This window comes from Ureibacillus terrenus, from assembly GCF_006569205.1.
GTDB lineage: Bacteria > Bacillota > Bacilli > Bacillales_A > Planococcaceae > Ureibacillus > Ureibacillus terrenus.
Map to the genome: position 1 here is coordinate 53,420 of NZ_VIGD01000008.1, position 16,909 is coordinate 70,328.

The following is a 16,909-nucleotide window of genomic DNA, read 5'->3' on the forward strand; positions in this document are numbered from 1 at the left end:
CCTGGCGTTCCCGAAGCGCCGGCACCTTTTGAAGCGGCCGGCGCCCGGCGGGACAGCGCCCGATTGAATAAATGAAGGAGGACTTGCAATGAATTTCCAACTATCGGATGAACATCAACAATTGCGGGAAATGGTAAGAGATTTTGCACTGAACGAAGTAGCTCCAACAGCAAAGGAACGCGACGAACAAGCGCGTTTTGACCGGGAGATCTGGGACAAAATGGCGGAACTCGGCCTGACGGGCATTCCATGGCCGGAAGAATACGGAGGAGCAGGATTCGACTACCTGGCATATGTGATTGCGGTGGAAGAATTATCCCGGGTATGCGCATCCACGGGGGTAACCCTTTCCGCGCACACATCCCTCGCAGGCTGGCCTGTATATAAATTCGGTACGGAAGAACAAAAACAAAAATACCTTCGCCCGATGGCGGAAGGAAAGAAAATCGGCGCCTACTGCCTGACTGAACCGGGTTCAGGAAGCGACGCCGGCGGCATGAGAACGACGGCCGTCCTTGACGGGGACGAATATGTCATCAACGGTTCCAAAATCTTCATCACCAACGGCGGCATCGCCGATGTCTACATCGTCTTTGCGTTGACAAATCCGGAAGCAAGAACAAGAGGGGTAAGCGCATTTATCGTCGAACCAAGCTTCCCGGGCTTCCAAGTCGGCAAAAAAGAAGACAAAATGGGAATCCGTTCATCGCCTACAGCGGAAATCATCTTTGACAACTGCCGCGTGCCGAAAGAAAACTTGCTGGGCGAAGAAGGGCAAGGCTTCAAAATCGCCATGCAAACATTGGACGGCGGACGCAACGGAATTGCGGCCCAGGCGGTCGGAATCGCCCAAGGTGCGTTGGATGCAGCGGTAGAATATGCAAAAGAACGCGAGCAATTCGGAAAACCGATCATCGCAAACCAGGGAATCTCTTTCAAACTGGCGGATATGGCTACAGCTGTAGAAGCATCCAGACTACTTACTTATCAGGCAGCTTGGCTTGAATCCAATGGCTTGCCATACGGAAAAGCAAGCGCAATGGCAAAACTGATGGCGGGAGATACAGCGATGAAAGTGACAACAGAAGCTGTGCAGGTCTTTGGCGGATACGGCTACACGAAAGAGTATCCGGTGGAACGCTTCATGCGCGACGCAAAAATCACGCAAATCTATGAAGGAACGCAAGAGATCCAAAGACTTGTAATCTCTCGCATGTTGGCAAAATAACCTATGGGCGACAAGAAGAAAATTGTCGTACAAACGTCCGTCAAAGATGAGAGCCTGATTGAATTAAGGCGCCAGCAAATCATCGAAGCGGGCGTCAAGCTGTTCAAAGAAAAAGGCTTTCATCGGGCGACGACGAGAGAAATTGCCAAAGCTGCTGGATTCAGTATCGGAACATTATACGAATACATCCGCACCAAGGAAGACGTGCTCTATCTGGTATGTGACCACATTTACAACAAAGTGACCGAATGTTTATCGGAGATTTCCACGAAAAAGGGGACCATCGAAGAATTGGAAAAGGCCATCCGGCAATATTTCCTTTTGATCGACCGCATGGTGGACGAATTCACCGTCATGTACCAGGAAACGAAGTCCTTGCCGAAGCAGGCGATGCAATACGTATTATCCAAAGAGCTGGAGATGGTTTCCCTGTTCGAAAAAATCCTCCACAACTGCGTGAAGTCCGGGGAAATCAGTCTGACGGACCGGGAAATCTACCTGGCCGCGAACCATCTCGTTGTCCAGGGCCAAAGCTGGGCATTCCGGAAATGGGCATTCCACAAGAAATATACCATCGAAGACTTTATTGAAACGCAAATAAAATTATTTTTCTCAGGGATTCTTCATTTTCAGGAAAAATAAAATTGGACACCGCTCGCTGCAAACGGCCTCTCCGTTTGCAAAGCGGTGTTTTATCACCTGCATTCATTCAAAGGGGAAAATGGGAGTTTCTTAGACGGCTGTGTTCCATTTGCACATAGAAAGATAGATTTTTGCGAGATTTTCAGAAAAAATTTTGTAAGAGTTTTCATAGTTTTCGTCCATGTTTCATAGATAAATAGAGCGGGTAAAAATTTTTTTGATAAAGTTTTAAGATTTTTCAAAAAATTGGGCGAGCGAATCAAATTGCTGACCGCAAGAGAAACTTTCCGGATCCAACCGGTTACAGGATTTCGGGAATTTCCATACGCTAATACGAAAATTTCTATCCGTTTTTCAAAATTTGGCTTTGGGGGATTATGTTCACATTTCAACGAAAGGGGTTTGACATATGGTTCAAGTTCGAACAGAGGCAAATCAATCGGCAGCAGAAATGAAACGATCGGATACAGAAGTATATCGTCCGAAAAACCATGTCCGTTTCGTGACGGCATCCAGCCTTTTCGACGGCCACGACGTATCGGTGAACATCATCCGCAGACTTCTTCAGGCAAGCGGCGCGGAGGTCATTCACCTCGGGCACAACCGCTCCGTGGAAGAAGTGGTGAATGCGGCGATTCAGGAAGATGTGCAAGCGGTCGCTGTGTCCTCCTACCAGGGCGGACATATGGAATATTTCAAGTACATGTATGATTTGCTGAAAGAAAAAGGGGCGCCCCACATCAAAATCTACGGGGGCGGAGGCGGCGTGATCCTGCCGCGGGAAATCAAGGAGCTTCACGACTACGGCATCGCCGGCATTTTCTCGCCGGAAGACGGCATGCGCCTGGGCCTTCAGGGCATGATCAACGTCAAACTCAAAGGGGCGGACTTCTCCACATTAAGAGGAAACTACCTGGAGCTCTTTGAAAAATTGTCGCCGGAACGGCCGGAAATCTTGGCGAATCTGATCACAGCCGCGGAAATCGGCGGCGACCCTGAAATCGACGAAATGCTGAAACGCGCGCGCCAAAGTTCGAAAGGCACGCCGGTTGTCGGCATCACAGGCACGGGGGGAGCCGGAAAATCTTCCTTGACGGATGAACTTGTCCGCAGATTCTTGCGGGAATTCCCGGACAAACGGATTGCCATCATTTCCGTCGACCCGACGAAGCAAAAAACGGGAGGGGCATTGCTTGGCGACCGCATCCGCATGAATGCCATTTTCGACAAGCGGGTGTACATGCGAAGCCTGGCGACGCGCGGTTCCCGTTCGGAGCTTTCCGCGGCGATCGGCGACATCCTCGATGTGGTGAAAGCGGCCGGATTCGACCTGATCTTCGTGGAAACGAGCGGCATCGGCCAAGGGGATGCGGAAATCACAAAATACACGGATCTTTCCATGTACGTGATGACGAGCGAGTTCGGAGCGCCGACGCAGCTGGAAAAAATCGATATGATCGATTTCGCGGACTTGATCGCCATCAACAAATTCGAGCGCAAAGGATCCGAAGACGCCCTTCGCCAGGTGCAGAAGCAATATCAGCGCTCCCACGGATTATGGGACAAAAAATTGGATGACATGCCGGTTTACGGCACAATCGCCAGCCAATTCAACGACAAAGGAACAAACGCCTTGTTTGCGGCCCTTGTCAAGAAAATCAACGAAAAATTCGGCTACAATTGGAAAACATCCTATGAAATCGTGTCCAAAACGGAGAAGCAGGATGTCATCATTCCGAATGACCGCCGGTTCTATCTGAGGGAAATCGTGGAAACGGTGCGCAATTACCATAAAAAAGCCGAACAGCAATCGGAACTTGCGACAAGGCTCTACCAAATCGAAGGCACCATCAAAGAGCTGAAAGCGAAGAATCCGGATGAAGCCCTCATCAAATCCCTTGAAACGTTGGCGGAAGGCATCAAAAATGAATTGACGCCTGAGTCCAAACGGATTTTGGAAAACTGGGAGAAATTGAAGGAGGCCTACTCCAAAGATGAAATGGTGACAAAGGTGCGCGACAAAGAAATCCGCACATTGCTCTCGACGACTTCTCTATCCGGAACGAAAATTCCGAAAGTGGCCTTGCCGAAGTTCAAAGACTACGGCGAAATTTTGCGCTGGGTTTACAAAGAAAATGTGCCGGGTTCCTTCCCGTACACGGCGGGCGTGTTCCCGTTCAAACGCCAGGGAGAAGATCCGAAACGCCAATTCGCGGGAGAAGGGACGCCGGAACGCACAAACAAACGGTTCCATTATCTATGCAAAGACGATCCGGCAAAACGTTTATCCACGGCATTCGATTCCGTGACATTGTACGGGGAAGATCCGGATGAGCGTCCGGACATTTTCGGAAAAATCGGCGAATCCGGCGTGAGCGTCTGCACGCTGGACGATATGAAAAAGCTGTTTGACGGCTTCGATTTATGCGATCCATCCACTTCCGTATCCATGACGATCAACGGTCCGGCTCCGATCATCCTGGCGATGTTTTTGAATACGGCCATCGACCAGCAAGTGAAGAAGAAAGAGAAAGAATTGGGACGCATCTTGACGGTGGATGAGTTCACGGAAGTGAAAGAAAAAACATTGCAGGTGGTGCGCGGAACGGTACAGGCGGATATCCTGAAAGAAGACCAGGGCCAAAACACGTGCATCTTCTCGACGGAATTTGCGCTGCGCATGATGGGGGATATCCAGGAATACTTCATCAAACATAAAATGCGCAACTACTATTCCGTATCCATCTCCGGCTACCATATCGCGGAAGCGGGAGCGAACCCGATCACCCAATTGGCGTTCACGCTGGCGAACGGCTTCACATATGTGGAATACTATTTGAGCCGGGGCATGCACATCGACGATTTCGCTCCTAACTTATCGTTCTTCTTCTCCAACGGCCTCGATCCGGAATATACGGTGATCGGCCGGGTGGCGCGCCGCATCTGGGCGATTGTGATGCGCGACAAGTACGGCGCGAACGAACGCAGCCAAAAGCTCAAATACCACGTCCAAACATCCGGACGCAGCCTGCACGCGCAGGAAATCGATTTCAACGACATCCGCACAACGCTGCAAGCATTGATGGCGCTGCAGGACAACTGCAACTCATTGCACACGAACGCCTACGATGAAGCCATCACGACGCCGACGGAGGAATCGGTGAGAAGGGCGATGGCCATCCAGCTGATCATAACGAAAGAACATGGCTTATCCAAAAACGAAAACCCGTTGCAGGGTTCCTTCATCATTGAAGAATTGACGGATCTTGTGGAACAAAAAGTGCTGGAGGAATTTGAGCGAATCAATGACCGGGGCGGCGTGCTCGGCGCGATGGAAACGCAGTATCAGCGCGGCAAAATCCAGGAAGAGTCCATGTACTATGAACAATTGAAACATTCCGGCGAACTGCCGATCATCGGCGTCAATACGTATCTCAACCCGAACGCGTCCATCGAAGAGATCGACAAGCTGCCGGTTGCCCGCGCATCCAGGGAGGAGAAAGAACAGCAAATCCGCAATTTGCGAGCATTCCAGGAACGCCATAAAGACAAATCCCAGCAGGCGCTCAAACGGCTCCAGGAAGTGGCCCTGTCCGGCGGCAACATCTTTGAAGAATTGATGGAGACGGTCAAAGTGGCAAGCCTTGGCCAAATCACGAAAGCGTTGTACGAAGTGGGCGGCCAATACCGCAGAAATATGTAATCGAAGTGGGATTTTTTGCAAAACCGAAAAAAATCGGTACAATATTTAATATACATCCCGTAATATATTCCTTTTTCTTGGCCGATGAAGGGAGAGGGGAATGCCCGGAGTTCTTGGGCTCCGGACGTTGCCTCTCCTTCATGCTTATACATACATTGAGGAATTATAGAAATTTTTTTCTTTTTTATAAAAAAGTGCTTCATTTTTTATCAATTTTGGAGGAAAATTGGCTATAATGTTTTTTGCGAGAAGTGGAGGGTTGCAATTGAAACGGTACGCAGATTATGCAGTGATTGGATCGTGTCTCATTGCAACCTTCTTTCTATATAACAAACAAATGGGGGCAGTCCCGCTTCTCTTATTGTCAGGATATTTATTTTTCATGGCAATCAGAGAATTTTACAAGATAAAAAACAACAAATGAATCTAGCATAGTATACAATGATTTGTATATAATGGATAACATGTTCAATGTATGTAAAGAAAGGGCGTGCACGAGTTGGAGATTCGTGAAATGACACAAGAGCAAATTGCGGAAGAATCAATGGTGGATCTTGCATATGCAATTTTGAATGAAAAGAAAACTGCCATTCCATTCCTTGAATTATTGGAAGAAATCCGGAAATTGAAAGGACTTTCCGAAGAAGAAGTAAAAAATATTCTGGTCCAGTTCTTTACGGATTTAAACGTAGACGGCCGCTTCTTGTTGAACCACGACAATATGTGGGGGCTTCGCGAATGGTATAAAATCGAAACGGTTGAAGAGGAAACGGCGCCTACCATCAAAACCCGCAGACGCAGAGCGAGACTTGCCTACTTTGATGATGAAGAGGAAATCATCGATGAAGAAGATCTTGTATTTGAGGAAGAGCTTGAAGAGTTCCTTGACGAAGAGGATGAAGAGCTCGACTACGATGAAGATATTGTCGATGAATTTGAAGAGGATTTGGGCGCTTTGGACGAGGAGCTTCCGGATATTCCGGGAGTGGACGATGATATCCTGGAAGAGGATGAAGAATTCCTCATGGATGAAGACGAGATCGATGTAGAAGCGGATGAAGAGGAAGAGCAATAATCTTCTGTGAATGTGTAAATTTTTTATCTAATGATATAAATCCCTTGACTTCTCGACCCGTTCCGTTTAATCTTTTATTTGGGCTCCTTCAGAAGGAGAAATGAACGTGAGTCAATCACGCTCCCCCTGCGAAATTGCAGGAGGAGCGTTTTTTTATTTTTTAAACCCTGAGGAAGCTTAAGTTCATTGCGCAATGTTTCAGCCGAGAAGCGTAATGCGAGCCGAGACATTCTTAAAAATCGGGTTTATCCTTTTTCCGGATGGGAATGTTGCATAGAGGCCTGGAAATAATGAAAAGGGAACAGTGGAAGGACAAGATTGGAAGAGAAAAACATGCGGCAATGAATCAAAGAAGCTTCTTGATTCGATAAAAGTGCAAATTTTTTGAGGAGGAATTTTACAAATGACAAAGTACATTTTTGTTACCGGTGGAGTAGTGTCGTCCTTGGGAAAAGGGATCGTTGCTGCATCGCTGGGCCGGTTGTTGAAAAATCGCGGATTGCAAGTGACGATTCAAAAATTTGATCCATATTTGAACATAGATCCCGGTACGATGAGCCCTTATCAGCACGGGGAAGTATTCGTGACGGATGACGGCGCGGAAGCGGATTTGGACTTGGGCCACTATGAACGTTTCATCGATATCAACCTTGGCAAACATTCGACAGTGACTTCCGGAAAAATTTATCAAACAGTGCTTGCGAAAGAGCGCCGTGGCGACTATCAGGGAAAAACGGTGCAAGTCATTCCGCACGTGACAAATGAAATCAAGGAACGCATCCAACGGGCCGGCAAAGAAACGAATGCGGACATCGTCATTACGGAAGTAGGCGGAACGGTAGGGGATATCGAAGGCCTTCCGTTCCTGGAAGCCATCCGCCAAATGAAATCCGATTTGGGTGCGGAAAATGTCATGTATATCCATTGTACGTTGATCCCTTATATCCGCGCGGCCGGTGAATTGAAAACAAAACCGACGCAGCACTCCGTAAAGGAATTGCGCTCATTGGGGATTCAGCCGAACATCATCGTGGTGCGCACGGAGCTTCCGGTTTCCGATGAAATGAAAGAAAAATTGGCGCTGTTCTGCGATGTCGCAAAACGCAACATCATCGAGTCCCGCGATGTGGAGCATTTATATGAAGTGCCGTTGAATTTGCATGCGCAGGATTTGGACGATATCGTGCTCGAGTACTTCGGCATCGAAGCGCCGGAAGCGGACATGTCCGACTGGAAAGAACTTGTGCATAAAGTGAAAAACTTGAAATATAAAACGCGCATCGCCCTTGTCGGCAAATATGTGGAATTGCAGGATGCCTACATTTCCGTGGTGGAAGCGCTGAAACACGCGGGATACGTGTACGATTCGGATATTTGCATCGACTGGGTGAACGCGGAAGAGATTACGGAAGAAAATGTGCATGAAATCTTGAAGGACGCGGACGGAATCCTTGTGCCGGGCGGATTCGGAAACCGCGGCACGGAAGGGAAAATTACGGCCATCAAATATGCCCGCGAGAACGACATCCCGTTCCTCGGCATCTGCCTGGGCATGCAGCTGATGGCGATCGAGTATGCCCGCAACGTGCTCGGATTAAAAGGGGCGCATACAACGGAAATCGACAAAGACACGTCATATCCAATCATCGATTTGCTGCCGGACCAAAAAGAAGATATGGATTTGGGCGGCACATTGCGCTTAGGTCTATATCCATGCAAATTGCTGAAAGGATCCCGCGCCCAACAGGCTTATCAGAGCGAGCTGATCTATGAACGCCATCGCCACCGCTATGAATTCAACAACGAATTCCGCGAAGCGATGGAAGCGGAAGGGCTCGTCTTCTCCGGTACAAGCCCCGACAACCGCCTGGTGGAAATCATCGAATTGCCGGAGAAAAAATTCTTCTTGGGATGCCAGTTCCATCCTGAGTTCGTATCGCGCCCTCAGCGTCCGCAACCGCTTTTCCGCGAGTTTGTCGGAGCGGCGTTCAAAAACCGCAAACATCAATAACGGAATTTTGCGGAAATCCTTCAATCAAGGAAATCGGAATTTGCCTGGAAGAAAAGAAAAAGCGGCACAGCCAAAAGGCGTCTGTGCCGCTTTTTTATTTTGAAAAAAGAAAGCGTTCGATCGGCCATTTTGCCGCAAAAAAGATAAAGAGCGAATGGGGAGGGTTCTCCCTATTCGCTCTTATGGTGATGATGGAGGATGGGCAAAAAGATAAAAGCGGATGTCTAACGCTTTCGATATTATTTTAAACTATTGCCCGGATATAAAATAATATACTCGAAGAATAAAGGTTAAATTTCATCTTCCATGATTTCATCGTAGACAAGCTTGATGGCTTCATATATAAAAAGCCCGGCGTGCAGATGTGGGACAACCGCCCGTTCGCCCAATTTCACCGGATGGGGGATCAATCCGCCGCGTACATGCATGGAGACATACGTATACGCAAGATCGCTCAATTCATTTTCATCGCCCGGCGCTTCAGCGGCAACTGCCGCAAAAGGAATGAACCGCCCGTATAAGGTTTTGGCCAGCCGCAGGGCTTCCGGATGATGGCAGCTCTTTGCGAAAATCAGCACCCGGTCCGTTTCATGGATTTCCACATCCGGCGTCCATTCGGCGAGCTTCCTGAACGGTTCCTGGCCCGTCAATGCGTAGAATTCGATTGCCTGCAGTTCATCAAAGCACGCAAAATACACTTTTCCTTCCCCGATGCCGGCCTGGGCAAGAAGCCGTGCCGTTTCTTCGATGGAATCTTCTTCGATTTGCGCAATTTTTTGGAATAATCCGGTTAATTGAGTAGCAAGTATTTTTGACATATTTCCACCTCATCCCAATTATAATGGCCGGTTTGCTGAAATGCAAAAGGGACCGTCAGGAGGAAAAAATGCCCATTTTTTTGGCGCGAACCAAAAATGAGGTTTATGATGAGGGAGATGGGGGAAATAGTAACCAAGCAAGGGAAATTGTAGTTATTTGAGGGGAAAAGATTGTGAAAAAAATACTAATCGTCGATGATCAAAGAGGAATTCGTTTGTTGCTCGATGAAATTTTTAAAAAGGAGGGAGTAAAGACATACCTGGCATCGAACGGACAGGAAGCGCTGCAATTGCTGGAGAAGGCAAAGATGGACTGCGTGCTTTTGGACATGAAGCTGCCGGGGATGGATGGCCGGGAATTGCTGAAGCGGATGAAAACGCTTTATCCGGACATGCCGGTGTTTATGATGACCGCATATGAAGAGATCGGACAGGAGAATGGTTTCGGTGCGGATCATTATTTTACAAAACCTTTCAATGTGTTGGAGTTGAAAAACACCGTTTTAGAATGGTTGAACCGAAACAATGTTTTATCCGACTAGGGCCGTTCCAACATGTTGGGGCGGCATTTTCTTTGGAGCGGCCCGTTTATTCCGGGATGCATAGCCTATTGAAGTTCGATTTTCAGGGCTATTCAAGATGAATTTTGACTTCATCTTCGCTCCAGAATTCAGGATTGTAAATCAATGTCAGTTCACCATCCCCGGCAGGCTGTTCAAAGGCGACCGTTCCCGCCCTTTTTTCGCCCGGACCCAGCTCGCCGCTTTCCAAGGCCGTATCCGGGTCAATGGACGCAGAGGTTGTCTCAATCTCCTGTCCTTGGCTGTCCTGTATGGAAAAGTCGGAAGGGTTGTAGGAAATCTTTTCGCTTCCGACATTTTCGATTTCCACATGCACGATGATATATTCTTTGCCGGAAGCGGACTGGTCGGCTGCGTTCCCTGAAGTTTTATCCACCTTGGTTACGGTCAAAGCGGCTTCACCGATCTGAACTTTTTCGCCGACTTTGAAATTCGTTTTTGTTTCTTCCTGTTGCCCTTGTTTTTCACCCGTTTCTTGGGCTTCATCATCTTTGGAAACGGATTTCGGCGTATCGTCAGCTACGCAGGCGGCCAGCATGGCGCCGCTGAACAATAAAGAGGCAAAGAGCAGGCTTGGCTTGTTGAATTTCATGGAACATCTCCCTTTCTATCATTTGAATGCCGGGCAGGACCGCGTCCGGTTCAATCATTTATTTTCTTTAAAAGTATCCTTCTTTCCGTCAAAGATTATTCTTGCTGAGGAGAGCATAATTTGGGAAAAGGAAGAAATAATTGGATCGGAAGGCAAGGACGGTTCCCGATCCTCCGTCATCGCCCGTCCGCTGCCTACTTGTGGGTAATAGTTGAATTTGGTACTATTATTACGGAAAAAGTTAATTAACCATCCTGAGGAGGATTTGAATAATGCCACTAGTATCAATGAAGGAAATGCTGATTAAAGCCAAAGAAGGAAAGTATGCGGTTGGTCAATTCAATATCAACAACCTTGAGTTTACACAGGCGATTTTGCAAGCGGCCGAAGAAGAAAAATCTCCGGTGATTCTCGGAGTTTCTGAAGGCGCAGGAAAATATATGGGTGGATTTGTTGCGGTAGTTCATATGGTAAAAGGTTTAATGGAAAGCTACAACATCACCGTTCCTGTCGCAATCCACCTGGACCACGGTTCCAGCTTCGAAAAATGCAAAGAAGCCGTTGACGCAGGTTTCACTTCCGTAATGATCGACGCATCCCACAAACCATTCGAAGAAAACGTTGAAATCACGAAAAAAGTAGTGGAATATGCCCATTCAAAAGGCGTTTCCGTGGAAGCTGAACTCGGCATCGTGGGCGGACAAGAAGACGATGTCGTAGGACAAGGCATCATTTACGCCGACCCTCAAGAATGCAAACAATTGGCCGAACTCACTGGCATCGACTGCCTGGCGCCTGCATTAGGTTCCGTACACGGTCCTTACAAAGGCGAACCAAAACTTGGTTTCAAAGAGATGGAGGAAATCTCCAACTTGACAGGGCTTCCACTTGTTCTTCACGGCGGAACAGGCATCCCGACAAAAGACATCCAACGCGCGATTTCTTTAGGTACGGCAAAAATCAATGTAAACACTGAAAACCAAATCGCCATGACAAAAGTGGTCCGTGAAATCCTTGAAAACGATCCGAAATTGTATGACCCACGCAAATACTTGGGTCCTGGCCGCGAAGCCATCAAACAAACAGTGATCGGAAAAATCCGCGAATTCGGAAGCTCCAATAAAGCGTTCGAATAATCGGCGCATCCGGAACCGGAGCGGGCGGATTCGCCGGCTTGCACGGAAACGGTGTTGATCCATCCGGCCGGCGGATCCCGCAGTTCTGTTAATGAAGGGAATCCACTTTTCCGTTCCGGCTGAAGGCGAAAAAAGTAAAAAGCGTTCGAGATTTAGCAAAAAAATAGTCCGAATTCATTGTTTATTTTCCTCAAATAAATGTCTAGTATAGACTGTAATGACAGAAAACTTCACTTCGAAATGGGCAAAAGAGAAGTGTCGATATGGAACGACCTTCTCTTCATTTTTAATGCAATAAAGGGGAGGGCATTTAATGAAACTGTTTATCGATACGGCGAATTTCGAGGAAATTAAAGAGGCGCACTCTTGGGGAATCCTGTCGGGAGTAACGACCAACCCTTCGTTGGTGGCAAAGGAAGAAGGCATTTCCTTCCATGACCGGCTCCGTGAAATCGCGGAACTCGTGGACGGATCTGTCAGCGGGGAAGTCATTTCCCTCGATGCGGAAGGCATGATCCGGGAAGGGCTGGAACTTTCGCAAATTGCGCCGAACATTACGGTGAAACTTCCGATGACGCCGGAAGGATTGAAAGCATGCAAATTTTTGTCCGAAAAGGGCATCAAAACGAATGTCACATTGGTTTTCAGCGCCAACCAGGCCCTTTTGGCAGCCCGCGCAGGCGCGACGTACGTTTCTCCCTTCGTTGGCCGTTTAGATGATATCGGTCAAAACGGCGTCGAACTCATTTCGCAAATCGCGCAAATCTTTGATATCCACCAGATCGAAACGGAAATCATCGCAGCATCCATTCGCCATCCGCAGCACGTGGTAGACGTCGCTTTGGCCGGAGCCGATATTGCCACAGTTCCATTTAAAGTATTGAAGCAAATGTTCAACCATCCATTGACGGACAAAGGCATCCAGCAGTTTTTGGCCGATTGGGAAAAACGCCAAAATAAATAATTAAGAAAATTGGCAAGACCTTGTTTAGTTTCCTTGGCGGACAGAAAAAACTAAAGATAAGACAAAATGCTATCAATTTTTGAAGGACCGAAATAAACTATTGTTAATGAATGTTTTTTCAGATGCGTATTTAAGTGGAAAACAGACAATAATAAAGGAAACTTTCCAATTACGAGGGAGAACGCGTATGGATGTTTATAAAATTATTGGCGGAAATCGATTAAAAGGAACAGTCAAAATCAGCGGAGCGAAAAATAGCGCTGTAGCATTAATTCCCGCTTCCATTCTGGCCAATTCGCCGGTGACCATCGGCGGGATTCCCGAAATCTCCGATGCTTTTACGTTAAAAGCCCTGCTGGAGGAAATAGGCGGGGAAGTGGTTTTCGAAAATGGACAAATGACGATTGATCCGAGAAATATGATGCCGATTCCGTTGCCAAACGGGAATGTGAAAAAACTTCGTGCCTCCTATTACCTCATGGGTGCCATGCTGGGGCGGTTCAAGAAAGCGGTCATCGGATTGCCGGGAGGATGCTTTTTGGGTCCCCGGCCAATTGACCAGCATATCAAAGGGTTTGAAGCGCTGGGAGCGACAGTGACCAATGAACACGGCGCTATTTACTTGAGAGCGGAAGAATTGAGAGGAGCGAAAATCTACCTGGATGTCGCCAGCGTCGGGGCGACGATCAACATCATGCTTGCCGCCGTGCGGGCAAAAGGGAGAACGATTATCGAAAATGCCGCAAAAGAACCGGAAATCATCGACGTGGCAACGCTGCTCACAAACATGGGGGCGAACATTAAAGGGGCCGGAACAAGTGTCATCCGGATCGAAGGTGTCGATGAACTTCATGGCACCAATCATGTCATCATCCCGGACCGGATCGAAGCAGCGACATTCATGATCATGGCAGCAGCATTGGGAGATGGCGTCACAATCGACAACATCATTCCTCTCCATTTGGAAGCGGTCACGGCAAAATTGCGCGAAATGGGCGTGAAAGTCGAAGAAGGAGAAGAGAGCATCTTCATTCCGAAAACGGATATTTTGCAGGCGGTCGATGTCAAAACGCTTGTTTATCCAGGGTTCCCCACAGATGTTCAACAACCCCTCTCCGTATTGATGACGCAAGCAATCGGTGCTTCGAAAATTACGGAAACGATCTACACATCCCGGTTCAAGCATATTGATGAGTTAAGACGCATGAACGCCAATGCGCGGGTGGAAGGCAATACGGCCATCATCCTGGGACCAACCAAATTGCACGGCTCAAAGGTACGCGCGACCGATCTCCGGGCTGGCGCCGCTTTGGTGCTTGCAGGACTCCTTGCCGAAGGGGAAACGGAAATCCATGATATCTACCATATCGAAAGAGGCTACAGCCACTTTGTCGAAAAACTGCGGAGCCTCGGGGCGGATATTTGGAAAGAATCGATAACGGCCAGCGCCTTGGAAAGGGCTGAGTAAAATTCGAATCTATGGTAAAATAGTTTAGTAATCGGAAGTATCGGTATTTGTAATGGTAGGAGGAACATAATAGAATGGAACGTAGTCTGACTTTAGAATTAGTTCGTGTTACTGAAGCGGCAGCAATTGAATCCGCAAAATGGATGGGGCTCGGCTTGAAATACGAGGCGGATGATGCGGCAACGAAAGCGATGCGCGCATTGTTTGATACAATCCCTATGCACGGCCGGGTAGTCATCGGCGAAGGGGAAATGGACGAAGCCCCAATGCTCTACATTGGAGAAGAGCTCGGCCTTCGCAACGGCGGTCCGGAAGTGGACATCGCCGTGGACCCTTTGGAAGGAACGAACATCGTGGCAAAGGGAGGCCATGGCGCGTTGACGGTCGTGGCCATCGCGGACCGGGGGAATTTATTGCATGCGCCGGATATGTATATGGAAAAAATCGCGGTGGGTCCTGAAAGCAAAGGAAAAATCGACATCAACAAATCGGTGACGGAAAACCTGAAAGCCGTCGCGGAAGCAAAAAATAAAGCTGTTTCGGACGTGGTAGCCATCATCCTAGACAGACCCCGCCACCAAAAAATCGTGGATGAAATCCGCGCTGCCGGTGCCCGCATCAAATTCATCCAGGACGGAGACGTAAGTGCTGCCATCAGCACCGCTTTTGACGAAACGGGCATCGACATTATGTTCGGAATCGGAGGAGCTCCGGAAGGCGTTCTTGCCGCTGTCGCATTGAAATGCCTCGGAGGAGATTTCCAAGGCAGACTGGTGCCATACAACGACGAAGAGATCAAACGCTGCGAAGAAATGGGCATCGACCTTTCCAAAGTCTTATACTTGGACGATCTCGTAAAAGGGGACGATGCCATCTTTGCCGCGACAGCCGTAACGGACAGCGAATTGATGAAAGGCGTTCAATTCAAAGGCGATTACTGCTTGACCAATTCCGTGGTGATGCGCGCAAAAACAGGTACAGTCCGCTTCATCGAAGGCCGCCACAACATGCTCAAAAAACCAAGATATCTGAAATAATCCAATCTTCACAATTTGAGATGTCCGGTCATATATCTTAAAATATATATCGGGCATCTCCCACCCTTCCAAAATTCTCACCGTTTTCATTTTCCAAAACCCTGACAAAACAGAAGTTCATCCTGATATAAAAATTTTATAAAGACTGGAGTAATGCTATGACGCTAACGATTGCTCAATTGGAAAACATGACATTGAAGGAATTATATAGTCTTGCAAGGGAATATAAGATTTCCTATTATAGCAAACTGACGAAAAAAGAATTGATCTTTGCCATCTTAAAATCCCGATCGGAACAGGAAGGCTACTTCTTCATGGAAGGGATCCTGGAAATCGTCAACTCGGAAGGATTCGGATTCCTCCGGCCAATCAACTATTCCCCTTCCAAAGAAGACATCTATATCTCTGCTTCCCAAATTCGCCGATTTGACCTTAGAAACGGCGACAAAGTTTCCGGTAAAGTCCGCCCGCCTAAAGAGAACGAACGTTATTACGGACTGCTCCAAGTTGACGCGGTCAACGGAGAAGACCCGGAAGTTGCAAAAGAACGCGTTCACTTCCCAGCATTGACTCCACTCTATCCAAACCGGCAAATCAAGCTCGAAACAACACCCGATAAGTTATCAACAAGAGTCATCGATTTGATTGCGCCTATCGGTTTTGGCCAACGGGGGTTAATTGTGGCGCCGCCAAAAGCGGGGAAAACGACGCTGTTGAAGGAAATTGCCAACGCCATTACGACGAACTATCCACAGGCGGAACTGATTGTGCTGTTGATCGATGAACGTCCGGAAGAAGTGACGGATATCGAGCGTTCCGTCAAAGCGGATGTGGTGAGTTCGACCTTCGACGAATTGCCGGAAAACCACGTGAAAGTGGCGGAATTGGTATTGGAACGTGCCCGCCGCCTCGTTGAACATAAGCGGGATGTCATTATTTTGATGGATTCCATCACGCGGCTTGCCCGCGCCTATAACCTGGTCATTCCGCCAAGCGGAAGAACATTGTCCGGCGGTATCGACCCGGCGGCTTTCCACCGGCCAAAACGTTTTTTCGGCTCCGCCCGCAATATTGAGGAAGGCGGCAGCTTGACGATTTTGGCAACGGCCCTGATCGACACGGGTTCCCGCATGGACGATGTGATTTATGAGGAATTCAAAGGGACAGGAAATATGGAGTTGCATTTGGACCGGAATCTTGCGGAACGCCGGATTTTCCCTGCATTGGATATCCGCCGGTCCGGAACGCGCAAAGAAGAATTGTTGATTCCGCCGGAGCAGCTGGACAAACTTTGGGCAATCCGGAAAACTTTCACCGACGCCCCGGACTTTACGGAACGTTTCTTGAAAAAACTGGCCTCCACAGAGTCCAACGAAGAATTTTTTGAATTGCTGAACGAAGAAATGAAAAAGGCGACCAAAGGAAAAGGATTGCTGTAATTTGCGGGCAATCCGTGACGGGCTTTCAATAGATTCATAGATTGGACAGACATCGAAGAACAGCTCCGAACTTCAGCTCAGCGGACTTTCAAAATAGATTGGCCAGTTGTGCATGGTTTGGCGCGCAGCAACCGTTTTCATTGATTGTCAATGCAAAATCCTTTATAGGATTGCTTGAAACTTCAGCAAGAGTATGTTATGATATCCGAGTATGT

At 48.1% G+C, this 16,909-nt stretch carries 13 protein-coding genes; 11 read left to right on the top strand and 2 right to left on the bottom strand.

Annotated elements, in window-relative coordinates; genetic code table 11:
• Positions 1-88 precede the first annotated feature (88 nt).
• From FKZ59_RS07610 to FKZ59_RS07635, 5 genes are all read left to right on the top strand, one after another.
• Complete coding sequence (locus FKZ59_RS07610) at positions 89-1,228, top strand: acyl-CoA dehydrogenase (RefSeq protein WP_141602158.1); 1,140 nt, start codon at positions 89-91, stop codon at positions 1,226-1,228.
• 3 nt (positions 1,229-1,231) lie between these two features.
• A complete protein-coding gene (locus FKZ59_RS07615; RefSeq protein WP_141602159.1) occupies positions 1,232-1,870 on the top strand; it encodes a TetR/AcrR family transcriptional regulator in 639 nt (212 codons plus the stop codon).
• 451 nt (positions 1,871-2,321) lie between these two features.
• The gene (icmF, locus tag FKZ59_RS07620; RefSeq protein ID WP_141602239.1) at positions 2,322-5,573 is read left to right on the top strand and encodes a fused isobutyryl-CoA mutase/GTPase IcmF; all 3,252 of its coding nucleotides are present in this window, start codon (positions 2,322-2,324) and stop codon (positions 5,571-5,573) included.
• A 514-nt stretch (positions 5,574-6,087) separates the two neighbouring features.
• The gene (gene rpoE / locus FKZ59_RS07630) at positions 6,088-6,648 is read left to right on the top strand and encodes a DNA-directed RNA polymerase subunit delta (RefSeq protein WP_246045845.1); all 561 of its coding nucleotides are present in this window, start codon (positions 6,088-6,090) and stop codon (positions 6,646-6,648) included.
• A gap of 403 nt (positions 6,649-7,051) precedes the next feature.
• On the top strand, positions 7,052-8,659 hold the full coding sequence (locus tag FKZ59_RS07635; RefSeq protein ID WP_141602162.1) for a CTP synthase: 1,608 nt from the start codon (positions 7,052-7,054) through the stop codon (positions 8,657-8,659).
• 290 nt (positions 8,660-8,949) lie between these two features.
• Here FKZ59_RS07635 and FKZ59_RS07640 read toward each other — a convergent pair whose 3' ends face one another.
• Positions 8,950-9,477 carry a DUF2529 family protein gene (locus FKZ59_RS07640; RefSeq protein ID WP_141602163.1) on the bottom strand — a complete coding sequence of 176 codons (528 nt, stop codon included), beginning with the start codon at positions 9,475-9,477 and terminating at the stop codon, positions 8,950-8,952.
• A gap of 173 nt (positions 9,478-9,650) precedes the next feature.
• Here FKZ59_RS07640 and FKZ59_RS07645 point away from each other — a divergent pair, with 173 nt between their 5' ends.
• Positions 9,651-10,019 (top strand): response regulator, encoded by a 369-nt coding sequence (locus FKZ59_RS07645; protein ID WP_141602164.1) that lies wholly within the window; start codon positions 9,651-9,653, stop codon positions 10,017-10,019.
• A gap of 88 nt (positions 10,020-10,107) precedes the next feature.
• On the opposite strand, the gene FKZ59_RS07650 is transcribed toward FKZ59_RS07645, so the two are convergent.
• Positions 10,108-10,650: a DUF4352 domain-containing protein gene (locus FKZ59_RS07650; protein ID WP_141602165.1), complete on the bottom strand. Its 543-nt coding sequence runs from the start codon at positions 10,648-10,650 to the stop codon at positions 10,108-10,110.
• Between the two features lie 272 nt (positions 10,651-10,922).
• Here FKZ59_RS07650 and FKZ59_RS07655 point away from each other — a divergent pair, with 272 nt between their 5' ends.
• The 5 genes from FKZ59_RS07655 to rho all read left to right on the top strand — a co-directional run bounded on the left by FKZ59_RS07655 (position 10,923) and on the right by rho (position 16,694).
• Positions 10,923-11,786, top strand: coding sequence for a class II fructose-bisphosphate aldolase (locus FKZ59_RS07655; RefSeq protein ID WP_141602166.1), 864 nt, complete (start codon positions 10,923-10,925; stop codon positions 11,784-11,786).
• A 313-nt stretch (positions 11,787-12,099) separates the two neighbouring features.
• Positions 12,100-12,750: a fructose-6-phosphate aldolase gene (gene fsa, locus FKZ59_RS07660; protein WP_141602167.1), complete on the top strand. Its 651-nt coding sequence runs from the start codon at positions 12,100-12,102 to the stop codon at positions 12,748-12,750.
• Positions 12,751-12,937: 187 nt separating this feature from the next.
• Positions 12,938-14,218 (top strand): UDP-N-acetylglucosamine 1-carboxyvinyltransferase, encoded by a 1,281-nt coding sequence (locus FKZ59_RS07665; protein ID WP_141602168.1) that lies wholly within the window; start codon positions 12,938-12,940, stop codon positions 14,216-14,218.
• Positions 14,219-14,292: 74 nt separating this feature from the next.
• The gene (gene glpX / locus FKZ59_RS07670; RefSeq protein ID WP_141602169.1) at positions 14,293-15,255 is read left to right on the top strand and encodes a class II fructose-bisphosphatase; all 963 of its coding nucleotides are present in this window, start codon (positions 14,293-14,295) and stop codon (positions 15,253-15,255) included.
• 158 nt (positions 15,256-15,413) lie between these two features.
• Positions 15,414-16,694: a transcription termination factor Rho gene (gene rho / locus FKZ59_RS07675; protein WP_141602170.1), complete on the top strand. Its 1,281-nt coding sequence runs from the start codon at positions 15,414-15,416 to the stop codon at positions 16,692-16,694.
• Positions 16,695-16,909: the final 215 nt, after the last annotated feature.